The 24,858-nt window shown below is 64.6% G+C and carries 25 protein-coding genes; 17 read left to right on the top strand and 8 right to left on the bottom strand.

Annotated features, from left to right (window positions below):
• Positions 1–24 precede the first annotated feature (24 nt).
• Positions 25–813: an enoyl-CoA hydratase gene (locus PJE01S_RS01865; protein WP_068831422.1), complete on the bottom strand. Its 789-nt coding sequence runs from the start codon at positions 811–813 to the stop codon at positions 25–27.
• Positions 814–945: 132 nt separating this feature from the next.
• On the opposite strand from PJE01S_RS01865, the gene PJE01S_RS01870 reads away from it, so the two are divergent.
• A complete protein-coding gene (locus tag PJE01S_RS01870) occupies positions 946–1,506 on the top strand; it encodes an enoyl-CoA hydratase-related protein (RefSeq protein ID WP_157090193.1) in 561 nt (186 codons plus the stop codon).
• Positions 1,507–1,517: 11 nt separating this feature from the next.
• On the opposite strand, the gene PJE01S_RS01875 is transcribed toward PJE01S_RS01870, so the two are convergent.
• The 3 genes from PJE01S_RS01875 to PJE01S_RS01885 all read right to left on the bottom strand — a co-directional run bounded on the left by PJE01S_RS01875 (position 1,518) and on the right by PJE01S_RS01885 (position 5,357).
• On the bottom strand, positions 1,518–3,329 hold the full coding sequence (locus PJE01S_RS01875; protein WP_068831423.1) for a M61 family metallopeptidase: 1,812 nt from the start codon (positions 3,327–3,329) through the stop codon (positions 1,518–1,520).
• Between the two features lie 160 nt (positions 3,330–3,489).
• Entirely contained in the window at positions 3,490–4,209 is a 720-nt protein-coding gene (locus PJE01S_RS01880; RefSeq protein WP_068831424.1) for a DsbC family protein, read from the bottom strand.
• Between the two features lie 35 nt (positions 4,210–4,244).
• Positions 4,245–5,357: an FAD-dependent monooxygenase gene (locus PJE01S_RS01885; RefSeq protein WP_068831425.1), complete on the bottom strand. Its 1,113-nt coding sequence runs from the start codon at positions 5,355–5,357 to the stop codon at positions 4,245–4,247.
• 122 nt (positions 5,358–5,479) lie between these two features.
• On the opposite strand from PJE01S_RS01885, the gene PJE01S_RS01890 reads away from it, so the two are divergent.
• The 3 genes from PJE01S_RS01890 to PJE01S_RS01900 all read left to right on the top strand — a co-directional run bounded on the left by PJE01S_RS01890 (position 5,480) and on the right by PJE01S_RS01900 (position 8,617).
• Positions 5,480–6,376 carry an MOSC domain-containing protein gene (locus tag PJE01S_RS01890; RefSeq protein WP_245660538.1) on the top strand — a complete coding sequence of 299 codons (897 nt, stop codon included), beginning with the start codon at positions 5,480–5,482 and terminating at the stop codon, positions 6,374–6,376.
• A gap of 282 nt (positions 6,377–6,658) precedes the next feature.
• Positions 6,659–7,750 (top strand): redox-regulated ATPase YchF, encoded by a 1,092-nt coding sequence (gene ychF, locus PJE01S_RS01895; protein WP_068831427.1) that lies wholly within the window; start codon positions 6,659–6,661, stop codon positions 7,748–7,750.
• 147 nt (positions 7,751–7,897) lie between these two features.
• A complete protein-coding gene (locus PJE01S_RS01900; protein WP_068831428.1) occupies positions 7,898–8,617 on the top strand; it encodes an rRNA pseudouridine synthase in 720 nt (239 codons plus the stop codon).
• On the opposite strand, the gene PJE01S_RS01905 is transcribed toward PJE01S_RS01900, so the two are convergent.
• The gene (locus PJE01S_RS01905) at positions 8,614–9,096 is read right to left on the bottom strand and encodes a YqaA family protein (RefSeq protein ID WP_068831429.1); all 483 of its coding nucleotides are present in this window, start codon (positions 9,094–9,096) and stop codon (positions 8,614–8,616) included. The two genes, PJE01S_RS01900 and PJE01S_RS01905, sit on opposite strands and share 4 nt — an antisense overlap.
• A gap of 140 nt (positions 9,097–9,236) precedes the next feature.
• On the opposite strand from PJE01S_RS01905, the gene dusB reads away from it, so the two are divergent.
• The 8 genes from dusB (at position 9,237) to PJE01S_RS01945 (ending at position 17,510) form a co-directional block, all read left to right on the top strand.
• Positions 9,237–10,307: a tRNA dihydrouridine synthase DusB gene (gene dusB / locus PJE01S_RS01910; protein WP_068831430.1), complete on the top strand. Its 1,071-nt coding sequence runs from the start codon at positions 9,237–9,239 to the stop codon at positions 10,305–10,307.
• Positions 10,304–10,540 (top strand): Fis family transcriptional regulator, encoded by a 237-nt coding sequence (locus tag PJE01S_RS01915; protein WP_068831431.1) that lies wholly within the window; start codon positions 10,304–10,306, stop codon positions 10,538–10,540. Before dusB ends, PJE01S_RS01915 begins: the two co-directional genes overlap by 4 nt.
• 60 nt (positions 10,541–10,600) lie before the next feature.
• On the top strand, positions 10,601–12,172 hold the full coding sequence (gene purH / locus PJE01S_RS01920) for a bifunctional phosphoribosylaminoimidazolecarboxamide formyltransferase/IMP cyclohydrolase (protein WP_068831432.1): 1,572 nt from the start codon (positions 10,601–10,603) through the stop codon (positions 12,170–12,172).
• A gap of 392 nt (positions 12,173–12,564) precedes the next feature.
• Positions 12,565–13,344, top strand: a complete 780-nt coding sequence (locus PJE01S_RS01925; RefSeq protein ID WP_245660553.1) for a putative hydro-lyase — start codon at positions 12,565–12,567, stop codon at positions 13,342–13,344.
• 70 nt (positions 13,345–13,414) lie between these two features.
• Positions 13,415–14,671 carry an MFS transporter gene (locus tag PJE01S_RS01930; protein ID WP_068831433.1) on the top strand — a complete coding sequence of 419 codons (1,257 nt, stop codon included), beginning with the start codon at positions 13,415–13,417 and terminating at the stop codon, positions 14,669–14,671.
• Positions 14,668–15,450 carry a 5-oxoprolinase subunit PxpB gene (gene pxpB, locus PJE01S_RS01935; protein WP_068831434.1) on the top strand — a complete coding sequence of 261 codons (783 nt, stop codon included), beginning with the start codon at positions 14,668–14,670 and terminating at the stop codon, positions 15,448–15,450. The genes PJE01S_RS01930 and pxpB overlap by 4 nt, the downstream gene beginning before the upstream one ends.
• 112 nt (positions 15,451–15,562) lie before the next feature.
• Positions 15,563–16,615: a 5-oxoprolinase subunit C family protein gene (locus PJE01S_RS01940; RefSeq protein WP_068831435.1), complete on the top strand. Its 1,053-nt coding sequence runs from the start codon at positions 15,563–15,565 to the stop codon at positions 16,613–16,615.
• A complete protein-coding gene (locus tag PJE01S_RS01945; RefSeq protein WP_245660539.1) occupies positions 16,608–17,510 on the top strand; it encodes a LamB/YcsF family protein in 903 nt (300 codons plus the stop codon). Before PJE01S_RS01940 ends, PJE01S_RS01945 begins: the two co-directional genes overlap by 8 nt.
• A gap of 124 nt (positions 17,511–17,634) precedes the next feature.
• On the opposite strand, the gene PJE01S_RS01950 is transcribed toward PJE01S_RS01945, so the two are convergent.
• The 3 genes from PJE01S_RS01950 to thiD all read right to left on the bottom strand — a co-directional run bounded on the left by PJE01S_RS01950 (position 17,635) and on the right by thiD (position 20,870).
• Positions 17,635–18,513: a LysR family transcriptional regulator gene (locus PJE01S_RS01950; protein WP_068831566.1), complete on the bottom strand. Its 879-nt coding sequence runs from the start codon at positions 18,511–18,513 to the stop codon at positions 17,635–17,637.
• Between the two features lie 73 nt (positions 18,514–18,586).
• A complete protein-coding gene (gene hemL, locus PJE01S_RS01955; protein WP_068831436.1) occupies positions 18,587–19,924 on the bottom strand; it encodes a glutamate-1-semialdehyde 2,1-aminomutase in 1,338 nt (445 codons plus the stop codon).
• A complete protein-coding gene (thiD, locus tag PJE01S_RS01960; protein ID WP_068831437.1) occupies positions 19,905–20,870 on the bottom strand; it encodes a bifunctional hydroxymethylpyrimidine kinase/phosphomethylpyrimidine kinase in 966 nt (321 codons plus the stop codon). The genes hemL and thiD overlap by 20 nt, the downstream gene beginning before the upstream one ends.
• A gap of 82 nt (positions 20,871–20,952) precedes the next feature.
• Here thiD and PJE01S_RS24240 point away from each other — a divergent pair, with 82 nt between their 5' ends.
• From PJE01S_RS24240 to PJE01S_RS01980, 5 genes are all read left to right on the top strand, one after another.
• Positions 20,953–21,126: a rubredoxin gene (locus PJE01S_RS24240; RefSeq protein WP_084389300.1), complete on the top strand. Its 174-nt coding sequence runs from the start codon at positions 20,953–20,955 to the stop codon at positions 21,124–21,126.
• A gap of 75 nt (positions 21,127–21,201) precedes the next feature.
• On the top strand, positions 21,202–21,600 hold the full coding sequence (locus PJE01S_RS01965; RefSeq protein WP_068831438.1) for a response regulator: 399 nt from the start codon (positions 21,202–21,204) through the stop codon (positions 21,598–21,600).
• Positions 21,600–21,965, top strand: coding sequence for a response regulator transcription factor (locus PJE01S_RS01970; RefSeq protein WP_068831439.1), 366 nt, complete (start codon positions 21,600–21,602; stop codon positions 21,963–21,965). Before PJE01S_RS01965 ends, PJE01S_RS01970 begins: the two co-directional genes overlap by 1 nt.
• Before the next feature lie 20 nt (positions 21,966–21,985).
• Complete coding sequence (locus PJE01S_RS01975) at positions 21,986–22,516, top strand: chemotaxis protein CheW (RefSeq protein WP_068831440.1); 531 nt, start codon at positions 21,986–21,988, stop codon at positions 22,514–22,516.
• A 30-nt stretch (positions 22,517–22,546) separates the two neighbouring features.
• The gene (locus PJE01S_RS01980; RefSeq protein ID WP_068831441.1) at positions 22,547–24,841 is read left to right on the top strand and encodes a methyl-accepting chemotaxis protein; all 2,295 of its coding nucleotides are present in this window, start codon (positions 22,547–22,549) and stop codon (positions 24,839–24,841) included.
• Positions 24,842–24,858 lie beyond the last annotated feature (17 nt).

The following is a 24,858-nucleotide window of genomic DNA, read 5'->3' on the forward strand; positions in this document are numbered from 1 at the left end:
TTATAGCGGTATGCGGCGACTATTTTAGCGGTTCTTGAACACCGGCTTGCGTTTGTTGACAAACGCGTCCATGCCTTCCTTCTGGTCTTCGGTCGCAAACAGCGCGTGAAACAGGCGTCGCTCGAACATCACGCCGTCGCTCAGGCCGCTCTCAAAGGCCCGGTTGACGGCCTCCTTGGCCGCCATGACGCTGGGCTGGCCGTAGCTGCAAATCATCAGGGCCGCGCCGATTGCTTCGTCCATGAGCTGGTCCAGTGGCACCACGCGGCTCACCAGGCCGGCGCGTTCCGCTTCCGTCGCATCCATCATGCGGCCCGTCAGCGCCAGGTCCATGGCCTTGGCCTTGCCGACGGCGCGCGGCAGGCGCTGCGTGCCGCCGGCGCCCGGAATGATGCCCAGCTTGATCTCGGGCTGGCCAAATCTGGCGTTGTCGGCGGCAATGATGAAGTCGCACATCATGGCCAGCTCGCAGCCGCCGCCCAGCGCAAAGCCGCTGACCGCCGCAATCACCGGTTTGCGGACGCTGCGGATCTGCTCCCAGTTGCGCGTGATGTAGTCATTGTTGTAGACGTCGGCAAAGCTGTACTGGGCCATGGCGCCAATGTCGGCACCGGCGGCAAAGGCTTTTTCACTGCCGGTCAGCACGATGCAGCCCACGCTGTCGTCCGCGTCAAAGGCCTTCAGCGCGCTGCCCAGTTCATCCATGAGCTGGTTGTTGAGCGCATTGAGCTGCTTGGGGCGGTTCAGGGTCACGATGCCGACCTGGCGTGTCTCCGGGCCTTCGGTGCGGATCTCAATCATTTCGTAAGTCATGGGGGCTCCTGTTGAGGAAAGCATCATGCCATGTTCCCGGCCCGTCATCGCCGTGGCCCGGGGGCTGAGAGGCGGGAAAACAGGGGCGGAAATGCCCCGGCGGCGATGCTAGATTTGATGCAGGAGAAAACCATGATTGCCCCTGCCTTTGAACCGAACGCCGAATCCACGGTGCTGTATGCCGCGCAAGAAGGCGTCGCCGTGCTGACCCTGAACCGGCCCCAGTCCCTGAACAGTTTCAGCCGCCAGATGCACCGTGATTTGTGGGCGGCGCTGGACCGGGCCGAAGCCGACCGTCAAATCCGCGCCCTGGTGATCACCGGTGCGGGCCGCGGCTTTTGTGCCGGTGCCGATCTGTCCGAGTTTGACCTCGCGCCCGGCCCCCATCTGGTGGAACGGGCCGACCCTGGCCCCCTGATTGAGCAGGCCTTCAACCCGACCGCGCGCCGGCTGCTGAACCTGCGCATGCCCACGGTGGCCGTCGCCATGGCGCTCGCGCAGCGCCTGGCCGCCATGCCGACCCGGGCGCTGGTGGCGACCCGTCATTTGCTGCGCGAGGGCATCACCCGGACGCTGCACCAGCAACTCGACGCCGAGCGCGACCAGCAGTCGGCGCTGGCGCGAACGCACGACTACATCGAGGGGGTGTCGGCATTCCTCGAGAAACGCCCGGCGGTTTTCAGGGGCGAATAGGCGGCAGGCGCTCAGTCTTTGGGCGCCAGCCAGGCATTCACCAGCGCCGCATCCTGCACCGCCAGGCGCCAGGTGGTGAGCGCCGGGGGCAGGGTCAGCTCCAGCCGCAGCAGGCGTTGGTCGCGCGCGACCATGGCGGTCACTTTTTTGGCGCTGCCCGCATACAGCGTGAGGTCGTCGAGCCGGCTCATGCGCCAGCCGTCCGCGCTGGAGGCGTTTCGTTTCCCCCGTCCGCCGGCGATGGCCTCCACGCCCAGCCATTCATCGCCGGCGGCAAAGCCGGCGCGCTCGGCCACGCCGCCGCGCAACACGGTCTTGATCTGCACGCCCTGGGTTTCGCTGACGCGCAGGCCCAGGCGGTGCGCCAGCTGGGCGGGGTCCTCATGCACCGCTACGCCATGCTGCTGCAGCAATTCCTTTAGCGGCAACTCGCCCTTGCCATGCACCCAGCGCGCCAGCTCGGGTGCGAACGAGCGCAAACCCGCGGCCTGCAAGGCCTCGGCAAAGTCCGCCTCGCGCAGGGGGCCACCCTTGCAGCGCAGCCACAGGTCGCGCATCACGTCATCGAGCGTGGCGCCGTCGCTGCCACGGCCTTCGGCGCGCAGCGTCAGGTCAAAGCACAGCGCCACCAGCGCCCCCTTGGTGTAGTAGTTCACCGTGGCGTTGGGCGTGTTTTCATCCTGCCGGTAGTACTTCACCCAGGCGTCAAAACTGGCCTCGGCCACCGACTGCACCAGCCGGCCCGGTGTCTGCATGACCTGGTTGATGGTCTTGTTGATCAGTTTCAGGTAAGCCGCGTTGTCCAGCAAGCCGGCGCGGCGCAGCAGCAGGTCGTCGTAATAGCTGGTGAAGCCCTCAAAAAACCACAGCAGCCCGGTGTAGTTTTCGCGGTCGTACCGGTAGCTTGCAAAGTCGGCCGGGCGCAGGCGCTTGACGTTCCAGGTGTGGAAATATTCGTGGCTGATCAGGCCGCGCAGCGTGGTGTAGCCCTCGGTGGTTTTGGGCTCGCCCAGGCGCGGCAGGTCTTTGCGGGGGCAGATCAGCGCGGTGGAGTTGCGGTGCTCCAGCCCGCCATAGCCGTCGTCCACGGCGTTGAGCATGAAGAGGTAGTTTTTATACGGCGGTTTTTTGGCGCCATGCCAGAAACGGATTTCGGTTTCGCAAATTTTCCGGGTGTCGGCCAGCAGCCGCTCGCCGTCAAAGCTGGCGGCGGCACCCGCCACCACCAAGCGGTGCGGCACGCCGCGCGCGGTGAAGCTGCCGCTCCAGAACGGACCCATCTCCACGGGGCAGTCGACCAGTTCGTCGTAATCGGCCGCCACATAGCTGCCAAAGCCCTGCGGGTTGACTTTCCGGGCGCTCAGGCCGGTGGCCAGCGACCAGCCCGTGACGGCGCCGGGTGCCGGCAGTTCCAGCACATGCGGCGTGTTTTCCTGCCCTTCGACTTTCAGGCACAGGCTGGTGCTGTTGAAAAAACCGCGTTGGGCGTCCAGCCAGGCGGCGCGCACGGAGTTGTCGTTGGCATACACCTCGTAGCTCAGCACCAGCGGTTTGGCGGGCGAGCAGGGGATTTGCCAGCTGCATTTGTCCAGCTGCTGCACCGGCGCGGCCGTGCGCGTGCCCTGGTGGGCACGCAAGCCCTGCAGGTTTTTGGAAAACTCGCGGACCAGGTAGCTGCCCGGAATCCAGACCGGCAGCGATACCCGCTGCAGCGCGGCAGGCTGCGCAATGGTCAGGGTGACGCGAAACAGGTGGGCGTGCAGGTCGCCAATTTCGACGCGGTAGTGAAGAGGGGCTGCTTGGTTTCGGGTGGAAGCTGGCATGGGGGGCAATGAGTGCGCCAGGTCTGCCGCAGCGCCGGCCAGCGCCGGGCCGCGCCATGCCGTGGCAGTGTCCTGGCTTGCTATCGAAAGAGGAGCTTAAAGCGCCCGCTAGGTAAGGGCTGGATGGCGAATTTACTCAAGACAGGCGGGTTGCGGGGGATTACTGGGCCTTGGCACCGCTCAGCAGCTTTTCGACCTGCTGGGCGTTGATGGCGCCCGGCACGCGCGAGCCGTCGGCAAAAAAGATGGTGGGGGTGCCGGTGATCTTGTGTTTTCTGCCGAAGTCCAGGTTGCGCTCCAGCACGGCGGTGTCGCAGCTGGCCTTGGCCGCCGGCTGGTCGCGCACCATCAGGTCGGCCCAGGCCTTGGCCTTGTCTTTGGCGCACCAGATGTTCCTGGCCTTGTCGCTGGAGTCGGCGCTCAGGATGGGAAACAGGAACATGTGAATCGTCACGTCGCTGACTTTTTGCAGGTCGCGTTCAAAGCGCTTGCAGTAGCCGCAGTTCGGGTCTTCAAACACCGCCATCTTGCGTTTGCCATTGCCGCGCACCACGGTGAAGGCGTCCTTGAAGGGCAGGGTCTCGAAGTCGATGGCGCTGAGTTTTTCGACGCGTTCTTCGGTCAGGTTGCGTTTGGCCCTGACGTCAATCAGATTGCCCTGCAGCAGGAAGTTGCCTTCGGCATCGGTGTAAAAAATGTCGCTGTCGTTGACGCGGACTTCATACAGGCCGTTCATGGGCGTCTTGCTGACTTCGTCGATTTTCGAAAAAGCCGGCAGGCGCTCGGCCAGGTTTTTGCGTATGGTGGCTTCCTGCGCCAACGCGGAACCCAGGCTGCACGCCAGAAGACCCAGCAGGGCGACCAATTTAAGAGATTTCATTTTTATTCCTGGTGAACCCATGATTGTTCCAGCATTTACAAGCCAGCCGCCTGGCGCGCCACCCAGTTCTTGAGCAGGGCGCTGTGCGCAAAACCTTTCATGCCCCAGTTGCGCAAGGCCTGCCAGCGGCCATCGGGTTGCGCAAAAAGGCCATGTAAACCGTCGGTCACCGCGCCCATGGCGGCGACGTCAGCCTTGCGTGCCCGTTCGTAGCGGCGCAGCAGCTTTTCGTCGCCCAGGTCGCGCCAGTATTCACGTTGCGCCATCACGCCCGCCAGGCAGGCGGCATCGGCCAGGCCCAGGTTCAGACCCTGGCCGGCCAGCGGGTGCACCGTGTGGGCCGCATCGCCGGCCAGTGCCCAGCCCGGTCCGACCCAATGCTCGGCCTTGGACAGGGCCAGGGGCCAGCCCACGCGTTCGCTGCTTAACTGCAAATGCCCCACTTCCTGGCCACAGACCGCCTGCAGGGCGGCGCAAAATTCTTCCGGCGGTAGTTTTTCCAGCGCGCCAGCGCGCTCCGTAGAGACAGACCAGACCAGCGCCAGGGAGTTCCCGGCCGGACCCGACAAAGGCAACAGCGCCAGGATGTCGCCGCCGGCAAACCACTGGCGCGCCACGCCGTGGTGGGGCTGGTCGGCGTCCAGCCGGGCGGCGATGGCTTTTTGCGGATAGGGTTTGACGGTCCAGTTGAGCGACCCCTTGGGGCCAAATTCGTGGCGGCTGCTGCTTTTCTGACCTTCGCAAATCACGTTGAGGGCGGCCTGGACCGGGGCTGCCACGGTCTCTATCTGCGGCTGGTAGCGAACCGCCTGGATCAGCTGCTGCTCCAGCGCCGGCACATCCACGATCCAGGCCAGCGCCTGCTGCGCCACGCTTTGCGCGCTGAAATCCAGCCGGCCGCCGTCGTCACCCCAGACCTGCATCTCCCGCACGGGGGTGGCAAAGCTGGCGTCGGGCCAGGCCCTCAGGGTTTCCAGCAGGCCGCGGGAAGCGCTGTTCAGGGCGTAGGCGCGCACATCGGCCGTGGCGGCGGTCGGGTGGGGCCGGGCGACCAGGGCCACGCGCAAGCGTTCGCGCGCCAGCAACAAGGCCAGCGTGCGGCCCACCACGCCGTCGCCGCGAATACAGACATCAAAGGGCTTGCTCATGCCCCATTTTAGGAGGCAGTGCAAAATCGATCATTTTTAGGGTTGCCCGGCCGCCGGCCAGGGCCGAATATTCCATCCGGCCCCCTCGCCCTTAACCCCGCAGACTCAAGGACTTGATGCAAGTGAGCGATTCATCTAATGACCCCTTCGACCTGGCGGCCGTGATTTCCCGGCTGTATGTGTACCCGGTCAAGTCCTGCGCCGGCGTTCGGGTGCAGGAGGCCATCCTGACCGAGACCGGGCTGGAGTTTGACCGCGCCTGGATGGTGGTGGACGCCCAGGGGCATTTCCTCACGCAGCGCGAATTTCCGCGCATGGCGCTGATCCAGCCGCAGCTCAAGGCTTATGAGATGGTGCTGCGCGCGCCCGGCATGCTGGCCCTGCACATGGCGCTGGACCAGGTGGAGGCGCCGGCACGCGTCAAGGTCTGGGACGATGAGGTGTCCGCCTATGACATGGGCGCCATCGCGGCCCAGTGGTTCAGCGACTTCCTGGGCACGCCGGCGCGCCTGGTGCGCTTTGATCCCGAGCACAGGCGGATTTCCAGCCGCCAATGGACCGGCGGCGTGGAGGCGCTCAACCAGTTCAGCGACGGCTATCCGCTGCTGGTCATCAGCGAGGCCTCCCTGGACCAGCTCAACGCCAGGCTGGCCGCGACCGGCGCCGCCGGCGTGGGCATGGAGCGCTTTCGGCCGAATATCGTGCTGGGCAACGCGGCGCATGGCAGTGAACTGGCGCCGCACGATGAAGACCGGCTCGAGCTGCTACAGATCGCTACCGCGCAGGGCGCGGTGCGGCTCAAACCGGTCAAGCCCTGCGCGCGCTGCCCGATTCCCAATATCGACCCGGCGACCGCCCTCAGCAGCCCGGAGGTGGGCGACACGCTGCAAGGCTACCGCCAGGACCCCCGCGTCAACGGGGCGCCGACCTTTGGCATGAACGTCATCAGGCTGGGCAGCACGGCCGACCATCTGCTGCAGGTCGGCCAGGCCGTCGATGCCAGCTACCGGTTCGGCTGAGGCACGCCGACCCGCAGGCTTCTTTCGCCACGGGGGCAAGCCGCCAATCGTGCCCCGGACGGCCGGAATCGATGACAGCGGGCGGGCGCCGCGCGGAGCCCGGCTTCGCGACTCATTACAATTGAGGCCGTTCTGCCCGGCCACAGCGAGGACGCGACCCTGCGCCGGTGCATGGTTAGGTATGGCTGGTTCTTACCCCTGCAGCCCCGTGGCGGGCGCACGTCGGGCAGCGCCATGCGGCCCCGTTGGGCGCGATGGTGCAATGATTTCTAAGGAATATTGATGAGTTTGAAGTGCGGCATCGTAGGCTTGCCTAACGTCGGAAAATCCACCCTGTTCAACGCCTTGACCAAGGCGGGCATTGCGGCCGAGAACTACCCGTTTTGCACCATAGAGCCCAATGTGGGCATCGTGGAGGTGCCAGACCCGCGGCTGGCGCAGCTGTCGGCCATCGTCGAGCCGGAGCGCATCGTGCCGGCCATCGTCGAGTTTGTAGACATTGCCGGCCTGGTGGCGGGTGCCAGCACCGGCGAGGGGCTGGGCAACAAGTTCCTGGCCCATATCCGCGAAACCGATGCCATCGTCAATGTGGTGCGCTGCTTTGAAGACGACAACGTGATTCACGTGGCCGGCAAGGTTGACCCGATCTCCGACATCGAAGTGATCCAGACCGAGCTGTGCCTGGCCGACCTGGCGGCGGTGGAAAAAGCCCTGCACCGGGTGACCAAGACCGCACGCTCAGGGGACAAGGAGTCCATCAAGCTGGTGGCCATTCTGGAAAAATGCCAGACCGCCCTGAACGAGGCCAAGCCCGTGCGCACCGTGGAGTTCAGCAAGGAGGAGCGGCCGCTGCTGCAGCAGTTTTTCCTGATTACCGCCAAGCCCGCCATGTTTGTGGCCAATGTGGCCGAAGACGGCTTTGAGAACAACCCGCTGCTGGACCGCCTGAAGGCGTTCGCCGCGTCCCAAAACGCACCGGTGGTCTCCATCAGCGCCAAGCTGGAAGCTGAAATGGCGGAGATGAGCGACGAAGACCGCCAGATGTTCCTTGAAGAACTGGGCCAGGCCGAGCCGGGCCTGAACCGCCTGATTCGCGCCGCCTACAAGCTGCTGGGGCTGCAGACCTACTTCACCGCCGGCGTCAAAGAGGTGCGCGCCTGGACCATCCATGTGGGCGATACCGGCCCGCAGGCGGCCGGCGTGATCCACACCGATTTCGAGAAGGGCTACATCCGCGCCCAGACCATTGCCTTTGACGACTTCATCACTTACAAAGGTGAGCAGGGCGCCAAAGACGCCGGCAAGATGCGCAGCGAAGGCAAGGACTATGTCGTCAGGGATGGCGACGTGATGAACTTCCTGTTCAGCAGCTAATTGCGTGCGCCGATCTGCTGTTCATGCCCACCTGCTGTGGGCATGAAAATTTGATGGTTTTTTTGCCTCCAGCCCTTACGGGTTGGGCGCATCAAGCTATTGATTTGATAGTTTTATGGCTTCCCGCCGGACTCACCAGGACACGCCATGACCGAACCGCAACGCCTTGCCAAACGCCTCGCCGAAATGCTGCCCTGCTCACGCCGGGAGGCGGAGCAGTACATAGAGGGCGGCTGGGTCAGCGTCGATGGCGTGGTGGTGGAAGAGCCGCAATTTCGCGTGCAGGACCAGGCCATTGTGCTGGACAAGGACGCCAGCCTGCTGGCGCTGACGCCGGTGACCCTGCTGCTGCACAAGCCCGCCGGCATCGATTGCGAAGCTGCAATAGGCCTTCTGACGCCGGGCAACCGATCACCGGATGACCGCTCGGGCATCCGGCCGCTCAAAAAACACTTCACGGGCGCCGAGCTGGTGACGCCCCTTGCGACGCCGGCCAGCGGCCTGCTGGTCTTTTCCAACGACTGGCGCGTGGTCCGCAAGCTGCGCGACGATGCCGCGCTGCTGGAGCATGAGGTGATTGTCGAGGTCGCGGGCGACATCAAAGCCGGTGGCCTGGAGCGCCTGAACCGCATCGATCATGGCTTTACCTTCAACGGCAGGCTCTTGCCACCGGCCAAGGTGAGCTGGCAGAGCGAGGCGCGCTTGCGCTTTGCGCTCAAGGGCGAGTTGCCCGGGCAGATCGCCTACCTGTGTGAAAGCGTGGGGCTCACGGTCGTGGCCATGAAGCGCCTGCGCATAGGCCGCGTGCCCATGAGCCAGCTGCAGCCCGGCCAGTGGCGCTACCTGCTGCCGCAGGAGAGGTTTTAAGCGCCGATGATGCCGGGAAACGCCCAGATCAAACTGCCGGTTATGAGCAGATAGCGTAAAAATTTGCCGATGGCCATATAGGCCACGCAGGGCCAGAAGGGGAACTTGAGCCAGCCGGCCACGGCGCACAGCGGGTCACCGATGCCGGGCAGCCAGGCCAGCAGGCAGGCTTTGGGCCCCAGTTTTTCCAGCCAGCGCACGGCGCGATTGTGATGCGAGGAATGCTTGTACTTGTCGACTATTTTGTGCGCGCCCCAGCCCATCCACCAGTCCAGCGCGCCGCCCAGGGTGTTGCCCACGGTGGCGACCAGCACGGCGGGCCAGAACATGGCAGGATTGAGCTTGACGAGACCGAATACTGCGGGCTCGGAGCCCAGCGGCAGCAGCGTGGCCGAGATGAAGGACACCACAAAGACCGTGCTCAGGGCAAATTGGGGCAAGGCCAGCAGTTCGATCAGGTGTTGTATCCATGCTTCCATAGGGGTTCGAGTATAGGCAGGCCGTCTCGCTGTGTGTGCAGTTCAATCAACCCGCATCCCGGGTGTCGAATTTCAATTGCTGAAATTTTAGGCAGTTACAATCATCCCTCCCTTTTTCGCAACCCCAAGTCCCCATTTCCATGAACATCGGCCCCTACGCTTTGGCAAACAATCTGTTTGTCGCGCCCATGGCTGGTGTCACGGACCGGCCCTTCCGCCAGCTGTGCAAGACGCTGGGCGCCGGCTATGCGGTCAGCGAGATGGTCACCTCGCGCCGCGACTTGTGGGACACGCTGAAGACCTCGCGCCGCGCCAACCATGAGGGCGAGCCGGGTCCGATCGCGGTGCAGATCGCCGGCACCGATGCGCAGATGATGGCCGAGGCCGCCGCCTACAACGTCGATCGCGGCGCGCAAATCATCGACATCAACATGGGCTGCCCGGCCAAGAAGGTCTGCAACAAATGGGCCGGCTCCGCGCTGATGCAGGACGAGACGCTGGCGCTGCAGATTGTGGAGGCGGTGGTCGCCGCCTGCGCGCCGCACCGGGTGCCCGTCACGCTCAAGATGCGCACCGGCTGGTGCCAGGCGCACAAGAATGCGCTGACGATTGCACGCGCGGCGGAAAGCGCCGGCGTGCAGATGATTACCGTGCATGGCCGCACCCGCGAGCAGGGCTACAAGGGCCTGGCCGAATACGACACGATTGCCGCCGTGAAGGCGGCCCTGCGCATTCCCGTGGTGGCCAATGGCGACATCGGCAGCCCGGAACAGGCGCGCGATGTGCTCGCCCGCACCGGCGCCGATGCCGTGATGATTGGCCGCGCCGCCCAGGGCCGGCCCTGGATATTCCGCGAGCTGGCGCATTTCATGGCCACCGGCACCCACCTGGCGCCGCCGCTGGTGGCGGAGGTCAAGCGCCTGCTGCTGGACCATTTGCTGGACCACTACGCCCTGTATGGCGACTTCACCGGCGTGCGCACGGCGCGCAAGCACATTGGCTGGTACGTCAAGACCCTGCCGGGCGGCGAAGCATTTCGCGCGCAGATGAACCGGCTGGAAGACGGCGAAGCCCAGCTGCGGGCGGTGGGTGATTTTTTTGATGGCCTGGGCGAACGGATGGACCGTATCCCGGCCGGCACTGAGGGTGAGGGCGCTTCGGCGCAGGAACGAATGAACAAAGATAAAAAACAAGAGGAAGCTGCTGCATGAGCAAGAATCACATAGAAGCGTGCGTACGCACCAGTCTGGAAGGCTATTTCAAGGACCTGGGCGGCACCGAGCCCGATGGCATGTACGACATGATGGTCCGCGTGGTGGAAAAACCGCTGCTGGAAGTGGTCATGCACCACGCCGAACACAACCAGTCGCGCGCCGCCGAGTGGCTGGGCCTGAACCGCAACACCCTGCGCAAGAAGCTGGTCGAGCACAAGCTCCTCAAATAATCAACTCTCCCCTTCAGGGCCGGACTGACCGGCCCTTATCGCTTATTACAGAAGACCACAATGAACGCTTTGATTTCCGTTTCCGACAAGACCGGCATCCTCGAATTTGCGCAGGCGCTGCATGCGCTGGGCATCAAGCTGCTGTCCACCGGCGGCACCGCCAAACTGCTGCTTGACGCCGGCCTGCCGGTGACCGAAGTGGCCGAGCTGACCGGCTTTCCGGAAATGCTGGACGGCCGCGTCAAGACGCTGCACCCCAAGGTGCACGGCGGCCTGCTGGCCCGGCGCGACCTGCCCGAGCATATGGCGGCCCTGAAGACGCACGGCATTGACACCATAGACCTGCTGGTGGTCAATCTCTACCCGTTTGAAGCCACGGTGGCCAAGCCCGGCTGCACGCTGGAAGACGCGATTGAAAACATCGACATCGGCGGCCCGGCCATGGTGCGCTCTGCCGCCAAGAACTGGAAAGACGTCGGCGTGCTGACCGACGCCTCGCAATACGCCGTCGTGCTCGAGGAACTCAAGGCCGGCGGCCAGCTGACGGACAAGACCAAATTCGCCCTGTCGGTGGCGGCCTTCAACCGCATCAGCCAGTACGATGGCGCGATCAGCGACTACCTCTCCAGCCTTCAGGCCGACGGCAGCCGCAGCCTGTTTCCCGGCCAGGCCAATGGCCGTTTCATCAAGGTGCAGGACTTGCGCTACGGCGAAAACTCCCACCAGCAGGCCGCGCTGTACCGCGACCTGTACCCGGCACCGGGCTCGCTGGTCACGGCCAGGCAGCTGCAGGGCAAGGAGCTGTCGTACAACAACATCGCCGACGCCGATGCCGCCTGGGAATGCGTCAAGAGTTTTACCGAATCGGCCTGCGTCATCGTCAAGCATGCCAACCCCTGCGGCGTGGCCGTGGGAGCCGATGCACTGGAGGCCTACGGCAAGGCCTTCAAGACCGACCCGACCTCCGCGTTCGGCGGCATTATTGCCCTGAACTGCCCGCTGGACGAGCGCGCCGCGCTACAAATTTCGAAGCAGTTCGTGGAGGTGCTGATGGCGCCCGCCTTCACGCCGGAAGCGCTGGAAGTGTTCAAGAGCAAGGTCAACGTGCGGATTCTGCAAATTGACCTGCCGCCTGGTGGCGCTACCCCCTGGAAGCAGGGCCGCAACCTGATGGACGTCAAGCGTGTCGGTTCCGGCCTGTTGATGCAAACCGCCGACAACCACGAGCTGGCATTGGCCGATCTGAAGGTGGTCAGCAAGCTGCAGCCCACGCCGGCCCAGCTGCAGGACCTGCTGTTCGCGTGGAAAGTCGCCAAGTACGTCAAGTCCAATGCCATCGTGTTCTGCTCCGGCGGCATGACGATGGGTGTCGGCGCGGGCCAGATGAGCCGCCTGGACTCGGCGCGCATCGCCAGCATCAAGGCCGAGCACGCTGGCCTGTCGCTCAAGGGCACGGCGGTGGCCAGCGATGCCTTCTTCCCCTTCCGCGACGGCCTCGACGTGGTGGTGGATGCGGGCGCGAGCTGCGTGATCCAGCCCGGCGGTTCGATGCGCGATCAGGAAGTGATCGCTGCGGCCGACGAGCGCGGCGTGGTCATGGTGTTCAGCGGCGTGCGCCACTTCCGCCACTGATATTCAAGAGGAAAGTGCCTGTAGCCCTTGAGGGGCGGGTGCTGTAAGCTGCTATTTTGATAGCAGCCTGAAAACCTTGCGAACCATGCCCGCGGTCTCGGCGATGTCCCGCGCGCTACTGACAAGCCCCGCTTCGTCCAGGGCCGGTGCGTTGCCCGCTGGCCGGCAATCGCTTGCGCCGGCATGGGCGCCGCTGCGCCGCGGCTGCGCGCGATGGATTTTCAATCGAAAAAATCGATGGTGACATAACGAAATTTAGCGTTTGTCGCGCTCTGCCCTGCGCTCGATACTGCCTTTCATCTGCCACCGTGCAACCCGGCAGACAGCATAAACAGCAGGAGACAAGCGTGAGCGTCATCGATTCTTCCCCATCGGCTGCTGCCGAGCGTCCTTTGTTCACGAGCGCCCGCGAGGCGCGCCAGGCGATCCGTGCCGGCCGCTGGCGCGAGCACACCAGCGGCCTTGCGCCGGCCAACGTCCAGGGCAATGTGGCGATACTGCCGGCGGCGCTGGCGTCCGACTTCCTGCGCTTCTGCCAGCGCAACCCCAAGCCGTGCCCGCTGCTGGCGGTGTCCGAGCCGGGCGACCCGATGCTGCCTACCCTGGGCGCCGACATCGACATCCGCAGCGACGTGCCGCGCTACCGCGTCTGGCGTGACGGCGAACTGGCCGATGAACCGAGCGACATCGGCGCGCTCTGGCAGGGCGACCTGGTGAGTTTTGTGCTCGGCTGCTCGTTTTCGTTCGAGCATGCGCTGATAGCGGCCGGCATCGAACTGCGCCATGTGCGCCAGGGCAAGAACGTGGCGATGTACCGCACCAACATCCAGACCACGCCGGCCGGCCCGTTCCACGGTCCTATGGTGGTGTCGATGCGGCCGATGAAAGCGGCCGACGCGATTCGCGCGGTGCAGGTGACGGCGCGCGTGCCGGCGGTGCATGGCGCGCCGGTGCACCTGGGCGACCCGGCCTTGATAGGCATCGCTGACATCGGTCGCCCCGATTTCGGTGATCCGGTCGAGATCAAATCCGATGAGCTGCCGGTGTTCTGGGCCTGCGGCGTGACGCCGCAGGCCGTGGTGATGGCAGCGCGTCCTGCGTTTTGCATCACCCACGCACCGGGCTACATGCTGATCACGGACCGGCTCAACAGCGATCTGCCCTTCGCCTGATTCAGCGGGCGCTTGCGCGGCCGAAGCGGCAAGCCCCTTCATGCCAGACAACACTTAAAGGAGACAAACCATGTGGCTACAGGAAACCAGCAAGGCCGAGCGCAAGACCCTGGTCGCGGCGTTCGCCGGCTACGGCGTCGATGCGTTCGATTACATGATCTACACCTTCATGATCCCGACCCTGATCACGCTCTGGGGCATGACCAAGGCCGAGGCCGGCTATATCGCCACCGGCGCGCTGATCACCTCGGCGATCGGTGGCTGGCTAGCCGGCATCCTGGCCGACAAGTACGGCCGGGTGCGCATCCTGCAGCTGACCGTGCTGTGGTTCACCGTGTTCACCTTTCTGAGCGGTTTCACGACCTCGCCGGAACAACTGCTGGTCACGCGCGCATTGCAGGGCCTGGGCTTTGGGGGTGAATGGTCGGTCGGCTCGGTGCTGATCGCCGAGATGATACGGGCGCGCCACCGTGGCAAGGCGGTCGGCCTGGTGCAAAGCAGCTGGGCCGTCGGCTGGGGACTGTCGGCGATCGCGTTCTGGGCCGCTTATTCGCTGTTCGCGCCCGAGATCGCCTGGCGCGTGCTGTTCTGGGTCGGTATCTTGCCCGCCTTCCTGATTCTTTACATCCGGCGCCAGATCAAGGACCCCGAGGTCTATCACGCCACGCGCGCGCAAATGAAGAAGGACGGCGACAGCGGCAACTTCCTTGAAATCTTCTCGCCCGCGCTGCTGCGCACGACGGTGTTCGCGAGCCTGATGGCCACCGGCATGCAGGGTGCCTACTATGCCGTGACGACCTGGCTGCCGACCTTCCTGAAGACCGAACGCCATCTGTCGGTGCTGAACACCAGCGGCTACCTGCTGGTGTTGATCGTCGGTTCCTTCGCAGGCTACCTGACCAGCGCCTGGCTGTCCGACCGCATGGGCCGGCGCCAATGCTTCATCCTGTTCGCCGTGAGTGCCGGTACGCTGGTCGTGGGCTACACCCTGCTCCCGGTGACCGACGCGATGATGCTGGTGCTGGGCTTTCCGCTGGGCTTTTTCCTGTCGGGGATTTTCTCGGGCATGGGGGCCTACCTGAGCGAGCTGTTCCCAAGCCGGGTGCGCGGCTCGGGCCAGGGTTTTTGCTACAACTTCGGGCGTGCGGTTGGCTCGATCTGCCCGGCGCTGGTGGGCTACCTGAGCACGTCGATTCCGCTCGGCACGGCGATCGGTTACCTGGCGGTAGGTGGCTACCTGCTGGTCGTGATCGCCGCACTGGCGCTGCCTGAAACGAAGGGGCTGGAACTGACCGCCGGCGACGAAGCGCTGGCCGGCAGGGCATGAACGCCTTTGCGCCAGCGCTGCCAGATGCGCGCCTGCTGCCGCTCGGCGACGCTGCGCTCACGGTGGAGTTCGGCAGCGCGATAGCGCCGCAGATCCACGCCCGGGTGCTCGGTTTCGCCAGCGCGCTGGCGGGGCTGGCCGCGAGCGGCCGGATCGACGGCGTGCTCGAATGGGTGCCGACCTTCCGCTCGGTCACGGTGCATTTCGACCCCGACCGCATAGCCGGCGAAGCCTTGGCCGCAGACCTGTTGGCGCTCGCGCGCACCAGCACCAGCCTCACGGTGGCCGGCGCGCACTGGCGCATCCCGGTGTGCTTCGAGCCCGAGTTCGCGCCCGATCTGGACGAACTCGCGGCCGCCAAGGCGATGCCGCGCGAGCGGGTGGTCGAGCTCATGACCCAGACGGTGTTCAGCGTCTACATGCTGGGTTTCCAGCCCGGCTTCAGCTACATGGGCGGCCTGCCCGAGGCACTGGAAATGCCGCGCCTGGCGTCGCCGCGCAAGCGCGTCCCGGCGGGCTCGGTCGCCGTGGCGCAGCGCATGTGCGCCGCCTATCCGTGGGAAAGCCCGGGTGGCTGGCGCCTGCTCGGGCGCACGCCGGTGCCGCTGTTCGATGCGGCCGACGCCGAGCGGCCGGCGCTGCTGGCGCCCGGCGACCAGGTGCGCTGGCAAGCGGTCGATCGCGGCGCCTACGAAACGCTGCAGGCGCGCTGCGCGGCCGGAACGTTCGAGCGCGCTAGTCTGCGCATCGAAGCGGTGTCGGGCGAGGTGTTGCCATGAGCCGCAGGACCGCTCCCAAGGCGACAACGAAGTTGCGGCGAAGACTCACAACTGCGCGAAGCGCTTGTGACGTCGTAGCCAATACCGTAGCGCATAGCGCGGAGGTTATCTGATGAGCGCGCAACTCGAAGTGGTCGAGAGCGGGCTGGCCGTGGCGGTGCAGGACCGCGGCCGCTTCGGCTACCGGCGACTTGGCGTGCCGGTGTCGGGCGCGCTCGACCCGTCGCTGCTGGCGGCGGCGAACGCGCTGCTGGGCAACGCGGCCGACGCCGCGGCGCTCGAAATCCTGCTCACCGGCCCCGCGCTCAAGGTGCGCGCGGGCCGCGTGCGGTTGTCGCTCGCGGGCGAGATAGGCGCCAAACTGCAGACTGCCCAAGGCAAGCTGCTGCCGGTTGAACCTTGGTGCACAGTCACACTCGGCCCCGGCGACACCATCAGGTTCGGCGCCGTCGCCGCGCCAAAAGCGGGTGGCCCGGGCATCGCCTATGTGGGCATCAGCGGCGGGGTCGAGGTGCCGGCCATGCTCGCGAGCCGTTCGACCTACGCGCGCGCCGCGCTCGGCGGCGTGCACGGCCGTGCCATCGCCGTGGGCGACCTGTTGCCGTGCCGCGGTATCGCGGGCGACACCCTGCTCGAATTCCGTGGCCCCGGGCCCTTGGTGTACGCTGGCGGGCCGATCCGCGTCGTGCCCGGGCCGCAGGCCGACCACTTCAGCGACGAGGCGCTGCAGGCCTTTTTCAGCCAGCCGTTCACGGTCACGCGCGACAGCGACCGCATGGGCATGCGGCTGGAGGGTCCGGCGCTGCGCCACAGCGCGCTCGGCGCCGACATCGCGTCCGACGGCGTCACGCCGGGTGCGATCCAGGTGCCGGCCAACGGTCAGCCTATCATCCTGATGGCCGATTGCCAGACGGTGGGCGGCTACCCGAAGATCGCGACGGTGATTCGCGCCGATCTGCCACGCCTGGCCCACGCCCGGCCGGGCGCGCAGCTGCGCTTTCAGCGTGTGAGCCTGGCCGAAGCCGCGGCCGCGCGCGCGGCGCAGGCGCAGCAACTGGCGCTCTGGGTCAGCCGCATCGCCAGCTTTCGCCCGCCCGGCGTCATCGACGAAGCCGTGCTGTACGGAGGCAACCTGGTCAGTGGCATGATCCGGGCCGATGCATAGGATTGAACCGCGCGCCGTACCATTTTTTGTTGCAGGGCCGCCCCAAGACAAAAACGCCCCCTTGGGGGGCAGCGACCCGCGCAGCGGCGGAGCGTGGGGGTATTTTTTTGGAGCCACCATCATGTCGAAAATCGTCAACCTGAATGCCGACCTTGGTGAGAGCTTCGGCGCCTGGACCATGGGCTCGGACCGCGAGATCCTGCAGTCGGTCGCCTCGGCCAACGTGGCCTGCGGCTTCCATGCGGGCGACCCGCTGGTGATGCGCAACACGCTGCGGCTGGCCAAGGCGGCCGGGGTCAGCGTCGGCGCGCATCCCTCGTTTCCCGACCTGCAGGGCTTCGGCCGCCGCCGCATGCAGTTCGAGCCGGCCGAACTCGAGGCGCTGCTGATCTACCAGATCGCCGCGCTGGACGGCATGGCGCGCACCGAGGGCTTGCGCATGGCCCACGTCAAGGCGCACGGCGCGCTCAGCAACATGGCCTGCGCCGACCTCACGCTGGCGCGCACCGTGGCCGGCGCGGTCAAGGCCTACGACCCGGCACTGATCCTGCTCGCGCCCGCGCTGTCGTGCCTGTGCACGGCGGGGCGCGAGGCCGGGCTCGCGGTGGTCGAGGAAATCTTCGCCGATCGCGCCTACCTGGACGACGGCCAGCTGGTGCCGCGCGGCCGCGCCGATGCGATGATCCACGGCGCCGCGCGCTCGCTCGCACATGTCGAAGCCATGCTTGAGGAGCAGGCGCTGATCTCGGTCAGCGGCAAGCGCCTGCCGACGGCCATCGGCAGCATCTGCGTGCACGGCGACGGCCCCGAGGCCGTCGCCACCGCGGCCTATCTGCGCGCCGAACTCGAGCGCAAGGGCTACCAGTTGCGGCCGCTGGGCGCACTCGCGGCATGATCCGGCGAGGGTTGTTGATCGCTATGAATAATGTAGCTAAAAACGGCTAACACACGGGGGATTTGGCTCGACTCCATTCGGGACGGCAGATGGAGCGCCGGACCGTGGTCCGGCAAGCGCCCGGCTACTGCGCCCGTACAAACGCCAGCGCCTCGTGCAATGCCTTCGCGAGCTCCGGCGCCGCCGGACCGCTCCAGTAGCTCGCGACCATCGGCAGCGGTGCCAGCGCGGCGTCGCAGCGCAGGATTGCGATCCGGTTGCGCGGCAGCAGCTGCTCGGCTGCGGCGCGCGGCAGGGTGGCGATGCCGAAGCCGCTCTCGACCAGTCGCACCAGCGCCGAAATCGACGACACCGTGTGCACGCGCTTGCCGCCCGCGCCGAGCGAGCGCAGCAGATCGAGCAGCGCGACATGCGGCGCCGAGCCGCGCTGGAAGGTCATCAGGTCGCGCGCCAGCAGCGCGTCGAGGCTCAGCGCTCGCTTGCGCGCCATGTCCTTGGGGCCGACGAACACCATCTCGAACGGTGTCAGCACCTCGTTGGTGATCTGTTCGCCGAGCGCGGGCAGCGCGGCGAACGCCAGGTCCAGGCTGCCGCGGCGCAGTTGCTCGACCAGTACCGGCGTGGTCTCTATGGTGAGCTCCAGTTCGAGCTGAGGGTTCGATTTTTTCAACAGGTCGACCATGGGGATCAGCCAGGTGTGCAGCGCGGTCTCGATGCCACCGATGCGCAGCGACAGCGGCAGCTGCTCGGGGCTGCCCAGCTCGGTCTTCATTTCATGCTGCAGCGCCAGCAAGCGCTCGGCGTACAGCAGGAAGCGCGCACCCGCGGGGGTCAGCTTGAAACCGCGTTCGCGCCGGTCGAGCAGTGTGATGCCGAGTTCCTGCTCCAGTGCGGCCACGCGGTTTGAGACCGCCGACTGCGTCAGGCACAGCTTTTCGGCGCTGCGCGTGATGCTCTTGAGCCGTGCGACCCAGACGAAAGCTTCCACGAAGCGCAAATTCATGGCACCGCTCCCCATCCCCGAAGATCAAGCGAAAAAACGCCTGTAGCCCTTGATCGGTGGTTGCTGTATGCTACTAAGTTGATAGCGAGTTGAAAGCGTCGCGGGCCACGCTGACCGTCTCGGCGATGTCCTGCGCGCTGTGCGCGGCGCTGACGAAGCCGGCTTCGTAGAGCGCCGGCGCGTAATACACGCCACCGGCCAGCATGGCGTGGTAGAAGCGGTTGAAGGCCGGGCCGTCCGTGGTCATGACCGTGGCGTAGTTTTGCGGCAGCTGCCCGAGCAGGAAAAAGCCGAACATGCCGCCTTCGCTGTCGCCGCAAAAAGGCACGCCCGCCTGGGCGGCGGCCTGGGTCAGGCCTTGGACCAGGTCGCGCGTGCGCGCTCCCAAGGCGTCGTAAAAACCGGGCTTCTGGATTTCGCGCAGGGTGGCCAGGCCGCAGGCCGTGGCCACCGGGTTGCCCGACAGCGTGCCGGCCTGGTAAACAGAACCCAGGGGCGCCAGCAGCTCCATCACCGCGCGTGTGCCGCCAAAGGCCGCCATCGGCATGCCGCCGCCTATGACCTTGCCCAGCGCGGTCATGTCGGGCTTGAAGCCCGGAATGCTTTGCGCATAAAGGCTTTGCGCGCCGCCCAGTGCCACGCGAAAGCCGGTCATCACTTCGTCAAACACCAGCAGCGCGCCGTACTGTGTGCAGAGTTCGCGGCAGCGCTTCATGAAGGGAATGCTGGCCCGCACAAAGTTCATGTTGCCGGCAATCGGCTCGATCATCAGGCAGGCAATGTCCTTGCCGTGCAGTGAAAAGGCTTCTTCCAGCTGGGCGATGTGGTTGTATTCGAGCACCAGCGTATGCTGGACGACCTCAGGCGGCACGCCCGCGCTGGTCGGGCTGCCAAAGGTGGCCAGACCCGAGCCGGCTTTCACCAGCAGCGCGTCGGAATGCCCGTGGTAGCAGCCTTCGAACTTGATGATCTTGCTGCGCCCGGTGGCACCGCGCGCCAGCCGGATCACGCTCATCGTCGCTTCAGTGCCTGAACTCACCAGCCGCAGCATCTCGATGGAAGGCAGCAGCTTCACGATCTCTTCGGCCAGTTCGACTTCGCGCTCGGTCGGTGCGCCATAGGAGAAGCCTTCGAGCACGGCTTTCTGGACGGCTTCAACGACGGTCGGATGTCCGTGGCCCAGGATCATGGGGCCCCAGGAGCCGATGTAGTCGATGTAGCGCTGGCCGTCGGCATCCCAGAAGTAGGCGCCCTGGGCGCGCTGCACAAAGCGCGGCGTGCCGCCCACCGCCTTGAAGGCCCGCACCGGTGAATTGACGCCGCCGGGGATCAGCTTTTTGGCGCGCTCGAACAGCGCGTCGCTGCGGGCGGTATTCGGGGCGGTCACGGGCTTAATGTTTGGTGGTTCCATTGGGGGGCAGGTCAAAAGGGGACTTTGAGGTGAGGTCGGCGTCATCGGTGGCCTCCGTGTCGGCCGCGTCATCATCGGACTCTTCGACATCGGCCTGGGCCCAGAACAGGCGGTCCGGCACGATGTTGCCCATGCCGGGGTGAAAGCCGGCATCCAGGCTGTGGTCCAGATAGGTCAGCGCTTCGGCCGTGGCGGCCTGCAGGTCGTGGCCATTGGCCAGCAAGGCGCAGAGGGCCGCAGACAGCGTTTCGCCGGCACCGGCGAACACGGCCTCAAAGCGCTCGAACTTTTCGCTGTAGAGCACCGCTTGCGGCGTGGCCAGCACGTTGTCGATGAATTGGTCGGGCAGCGGAATGCCGGTGACCAGGGTGTAGGGCACGCCCAGGTCGGCGGCGGCTTTCGCAATGTCGCGGGCCGACGGATTGCGCTCGCCAGGCCAGTCGGGCAGCAACCAGCGCCAGAGGCTGCTGTGGTTGCCGACCAGCACCGTGGTTTGCGGCAGCATCAGCTCGCGAAAGGCATCGAGGTAGCTGTCAATCTCGCTTTCATCCCACCAGGACAGGCTGGGCATGTAGGCGATCAGCGGCACCTCGGCATAGTCGGAGGCGATTTCGGCAATGGTGCTGATGTTCTCGGGGCTGCCCACAAAACCCACCTTGATGGCGGCGACGGGCATGTCTTCCAGCGCGGAGCGCGCCTGGTCGGTCACGGCCTCTTCGTCAAACGGATAGTGGTCGAAAATTTCGGCCGTGTCGCGCATGTAGGCGCCGGTCACGACGGCCAGCGGGTGGGCGCCGGCCGAGGTGATGGCTGCGATGTCGGCGGTCAGGCCGCCGGCGCCGCTGGGGTCATTGGCATTGAATATCATGACGCAGGCCGGTGATGCGTCGTCGTCCTCGATTTGGAGTTGCCGGCTTTCCAGCAGAGGGGGAGTGGGGTTTGCCATAGGCTGCGATTTTGCCTTGTACGCGAATTAGCAACGCCGCATCGATACAATTGTTGCATTCTATTCGAAGGCAACTTAAGCTGTGACTCAATCAATGACTTGGATGTGTTTAATCTGTGGGTGGATTTATGACGAAGCTGTGGGTGCGCCCGAGCATGGCATTGCCGCCGGGACCCCGTGGGCCCAAGTGCCCATGAACTGGACCTGTCCAGAATGCGGCGCCCGCAAAGAAGATTTCGAAATGGTTCAGATATGAGCGTTTGGGCGGCTGCCTGAACGGTCGCAACCCGGCGCCACGGCCTCAGGGTCTGTAGAAATAGGAGCAAAGGCAGTGAGCATTCCCAGTTCCGGTCTGAAGGTTTTGGTCATCGATGACAGCAACACCATCAGGCGCAGCGCCGAGATATTTCTAAAGCAGGGGGGGCATGAAGTCTTGCTGGCCGAGGACGGGTTTGATGCCTTGTCCAAGGTCAATGACTATGAGCCTGACCTGATTTTCTGCGACATTTTGATGCCGCGTCTGGATGGCTATCAAACCTGCGCGATCATCAAGCGCAATGTGAAGTTTTCCGGCGTCCCCATTGTGATGCTGTCCTCCAAGGACGGTGTGTTCGACAAGGCGCGAGGTCGCATGGTGGGTTCGCAAGACTACCTGACCAAGCCTTTTACCAAAGACCAGCTGTTGCACGCCGTGCAGGAGCTGGGCAGCGAAAAACAAGGAATAGCGTGATGGCAATCAAGAAAATACTGGTGGTAGATGACTCCAAGACCGAGCTGATGTTCCTGACCGACCTGCTGGTTAAAAATGGCTTCACGGTCAAGACAGCAGAGAATGCGGAAGACGCTTTTCGCCGCCTGGCAGAGGACAAGCCCGAGCTGATCCTGATGGATGTGGTGATGCCGGGACAAAATGGTTTTCAGCTGACGCGTGCCATTTCACGCGATCCACTTTACTCCGACATTCCCATCATGATGTGCACCAGCAAAAACCAGGAAACCGACCGGGTGTGGGGCATGCGTCAGGGCGCTCGCGACTACATTACCAAACCTGTAGATGCCGGCGAGTTGATGGCCAAAATCAAGGCCCTTGGCTGATTACGGCTAAAAACTAAAGCATGGCGAACAGACAAGCCCTCAGGGAGCTGCAAGCCCGGTTGGCCGACAGGTTGCAAATTGCTCGTACGCAGGGCGTTGCCGCATCCTGGCTGGCCGTGGAGGCCGGCGGGAAGAATTACCTGTTCCCCTTGAGCCAATCGGGTGAAATCTTTCCGTGGGTCCATATGCAGCCGGTCCCGTATACCCAACCCTGGTTCGCCGGCGTTGCGAATTTGCGGGGTGGCCTGTTTGGTGTCGTTGACCTGGCAAGCTATGTGAGCGGTCAGGCTCCCCTGCTGAAAAATGAACTGACGCGCACAGACTCAAGACTGGTTGCGCTGAACAGCGCGCTAGAGGTGAATTGCGCGTTGCTCATCGACAAACTGGCCGGATTGCGCAACCAGGAGGCCTTCAGCGATTTCTCCGAAAAAGCGCCTGATGCCCCCGAGTTTTTTGGTAACCAGTATGTTGACCTTCAGGGGGCGACCTGGCAGGAAATCAACCTTCAGTTGCTTGCGCAACAAGCTCATTTTTTGACGATAGGCGCATAGCGCACCCTGTTTCTCCCCGGAAGGCTCACCATGTCTGTTATCGAAAATATCCAGAAGCTATTCAAAACCAAGCCCCTACAGCCCGCGGACAGCATGGACATGGCTTCCGTAGGGACGCCGGGTGATCCCCTGGCGACCAGCGCCATGGATGATGCCTCGCTCAATGCCGCCCCCTTACGCCAGGTGGGTGGCCATGAGGGCGCTTTGCCGGCCAGCCGCATGGCGACGGCCGATGATGGCGTGGCAGTCGATACCCCCGACCTGTTGTCGCTTCCCTTGCTTGGCCGCCGGACCGCCAGTCAGCACCAGAGGATATTGGTGGCATTGCTCGCCCTGGCCGTGGTGGTGCTGGGGACGGTGACCTTTCTGGCGCTGAGCCAGGCGGACAAGGTGGCCCAGCAGGTGGCGGCAACCGGTCAGTCACTGATGCAGTCGCAGCGGCTGGCCAAATCTGTATCCCAGGCCCTGGTGGGCAGTGCGCAGGCTTTCCCCGATGTGCGCGAAAGTTCTGATGCCTTGGCGAAAACCGTGCGCGGCCTGAAATCCGGCGAGGACAGTCTGCGCCTGGCCCCGGTGAATGACGAACTGCAGGTCGGCGTGGAAAAGGTCACGCCGCTGGTGGACCGGGCCGAGAAAAATGCCAAAACGGTGATGGGCCAGCAAAAAATTCTGACGCAGGTGGGCGAGGCCTTGCGTACCATTAACCGCCAATCATCGGATTTGCTGGAAATCGCAGAAACCATTTCTTCGCTCAAGCTCCAGCAAAACACGGCGCCTGCAGAAATCTCTGCATCTGGTCAACTGGTGATGCTGACCCAGCGGATTGGCAAGTCGGCCAATGAGTTCCTGACCATGGAAGGCGTCAGCCCCGAGGCCGTGTTCCTGCTGGGCAAGGATTTGAATTCGTTCAAGGAGATTGCCCAGGGTCTGCAGGAAGGCAGCCCCGAGTTGCGGCTGGGCGCCTCCAAAGATCCTCAGACCCGTGAGCGCCTGGATGCGCTGATGGCGCTCTACGAGCAGACGCGCGTGCAGGCGGGCGCCATTTTGGGCAACTTGCAGGGTCTGGTATCGGCCCGCGAAGCCCAGTCAGCCATCATTGCGGACAGCGAGCCTTTGCGCCGTGGCCTCGAGGAGTTGCAGGGCAAGTTGTCTTCGCAAACCGGCCTGGGTGCCGGCGCACTGACCATTCTGGTGGCGGCTGCGGCCTTCGCGCTGCTCTGTGCGGCCGGTCTGACCCGCTTGCAGGTGCAGGACAGCCAGCAGCGCCAATCGGTTGCCGAGACGCAGCGGCAAGAGGCTAAAAGTCAGGAGCAGGACGCCAAGCGCGTCAACGACGCCAACCAGGCCGCTATTTTGCGTCTGATGAATGAGTTGCAGACGGTCGCCGAGGGCGATTTGACACAGGAAGCGACCGTGACCGAAGACATTACCGGCGCCATCGCCGACTCGGTGAATTACACGGTGGAAGAGTTGCGTCAGCTGGTCGGTAACGTGCAGAACACGGCCGCGCGGGTGGCGCAGACCACGGCGCAGGTTGAAAGCACCTCCACGGAATTGCTGGCAGCGTCTACCGAACAATTGCGCGAGATTCGGGAAACCGGCCAGTCGGTACTCGACATGGCCTCCCGAATCAACGAGGTGTCCACCCAGGCGCAGGAATCTTCCCAGGTGGCGCGTCAGTCGCTGACGGCCGCCGAATCCGGTTTGCAGGCGGTGCAGAACGCCATCGGCGGTATGAACTCCATCCGTGACCAGATTCAGGAAACCTCCAAGCGGATTAAACGACTGGGTGAGTCGTCCCAGGAGATTGGTGAAATTACCGAGCTGATTTCCGACATTACCGAACAAACCAATGTGCTGGCGCTGAACGCAGCCATTCAGGCGGCCTCAGCCGGCGAGGCCGGTCGAGGCTTCTCGGTGGTGGCCGAAGAGGTGCAGCGACTGGCCGAACGCTCCGCCGATGCGACGCGCCAGATTTCGGCGCTGGTGAAAGCCATTCAGACTGACACCCAGGACGCGGTAGCCGCCATGGAACGCTCCACCCAGGGGGTGGTGGAGGGCGCCAAGCTGTCCGATAACGCCGGTACGGCGCTGACCGAAATTGACCAGGTGTCGCGCCGCCTGGCTGAGCTGATTGAGCAGATTTCCAACGCCGCCTCCAGGGAAGCGGCATCGGCCAATGTGGTGGCCGGCAACATCCAGCATATTTTTGCGGTGACGGAGCAGACCGGAGAAGGTACCCGTTCCACGGCGCAGCAGGTGCGCGATCTTTCACGCATCGCAGAAGAGCTGCGCCAATCGGTGTCCCGATTCAAAATCGCCTGATGCCAGCCGCTGTGCGC

Origin of the sequence: Polaromonas jejuensis NBRC 106434 (assembly GCF_001598235.1) — a bacterium.
GTDB classification, from domain to species: Bacteria; Pseudomonadota; Gammaproteobacteria; order Burkholderiales; family Burkholderiaceae_C; genus Polaromonas; species Polaromonas jejuensis.

What these genes read in the sequence shown, in the direction of transcription:
- PJE01S_RS01865 (WP_068831422.1), bottom strand. Translation starts at nt 813, where the DNA reads ATGACTTACGAAATGATTGAGATCCGCACCGAAGGCCCGGAGACACGC.
- PJE01S_RS01870 (WP_157090193.1), top strand. Translation starts at nt 946, where the DNA reads ATGATTGCCCCTGCCTTTGAACCGAACGCCGAATCCACGGTGCTGTAT.
- PJE01S_RS01875 (WP_068831423.1), bottom strand. Translation starts at nt 3,329, where the DNA reads ATGCCAGCTTCCACCCGAAACCAAGCAGCCCCTCTTCACTACCGCGTC.
- PJE01S_RS01880 (WP_068831424.1), bottom strand. Translation starts at nt 4,209, where the DNA reads ATGAAATCTCTTAAATTGGTCGCCCTGCTGGGTCTTCTGGCGTGCAGC.
- PJE01S_RS01885 (WP_068831425.1), bottom strand. Translation starts at nt 5,357, where the DNA reads ATGAGCAAGCCCTTTGATGTCTGTATTCGCGGCGACGGCGTGGTGGGC.
- ychF (WP_068831427.1), top strand. Translation starts at nt 6,659, where the DNA reads ATGAGTTTGAAGTGCGGCATCGTAGGCTTGCCTAACGTCGGAAAATCC.
- PJE01S_RS01900 (WP_068831428.1), top strand. Translation starts at nt 7,898, where the DNA reads ATGACCGAACCGCAACGCCTTGCCAAACGCCTCGCCGAAATGCTGCCC.
- PJE01S_RS01905 (WP_068831429.1), bottom strand. Translation starts at nt 9,096, where the DNA reads ATGGAAGCATGGATACAACACCTGATCGAACTGCTGGCCTTGCCCCAA.
- dusB (WP_068831430.1), top strand. Translation starts at nt 9,237, where the DNA reads ATGAACATCGGCCCCTACGCTTTGGCAAACAATCTGTTTGTCGCGCCC.
- PJE01S_RS01915 (WP_068831431.1), top strand. Translation starts at nt 10,304, where the DNA reads ATGAGCAAGAATCACATAGAAGCGTGCGTACGCACCAGTCTGGAAGGC.
- purH (WP_068831432.1), top strand. Translation starts at nt 10,601, where the DNA reads ATGAACGCTTTGATTTCCGTTTCCGACAAGACCGGCATCCTCGAATTT.
- PJE01S_RS01930 (WP_068831433.1), top strand. Translation starts at nt 13,415, where the DNA reads ATGTGGCTACAGGAAACCAGCAAGGCCGAGCGCAAGACCCTGGTCGCG.
- pxpB (WP_068831434.1), top strand. Translation starts at nt 14,668, where the DNA reads ATGAACGCCTTTGCGCCAGCGCTGCCAGATGCGCGCCTGCTGCCGCTC.
- PJE01S_RS01940 (WP_068831435.1), top strand. Translation starts at nt 15,563, where the DNA reads ATGAGCGCGCAACTCGAAGTGGTCGAGAGCGGGCTGGCCGTGGCGGTG.
- PJE01S_RS01945 (WP_245660539.1), top strand. Translation starts at nt 16,608, where the DNA reads ATGCATAGGATTGAACCGCGCGCCGTACCATTTTTTGTTGCAGGGCCG.
- PJE01S_RS01950 (WP_068831566.1), bottom strand. Translation starts at nt 18,513, where the DNA reads ATGAATTTGCGCTTCGTGGAAGCTTTCGTCTGGGTCGCACGGCTCAAG.
- hemL (WP_068831436.1), bottom strand. Translation starts at nt 19,924, where the DNA reads ATGGAACCACCAAACATTAAGCCCGTGACCGCCCCGAATACCGCCCGC.
- thiD (WP_068831437.1), bottom strand. Translation starts at nt 20,870, where the DNA reads ATGGCAAACCCCACTCCCCCTCTGCTGGAAAGCCGGCAACTCCAAATC.
- PJE01S_RS01970 (WP_068831439.1), top strand. Translation starts at nt 21,600, where the DNA reads ATGGCAATCAAGAAAATACTGGTGGTAGATGACTCCAAGACCGAGCTG.
- PJE01S_RS01975 (WP_068831440.1), top strand. Translation starts at nt 21,986, where the DNA reads ATGGCGAACAGACAAGCCCTCAGGGAGCTGCAAGCCCGGTTGGCCGAC.
- PJE01S_RS01980 (WP_068831441.1), top strand. Translation starts at nt 22,547, where the DNA reads ATGTCTGTTATCGAAAATATCCAGAAGCTATTCAAAACCAAGCCCCTA.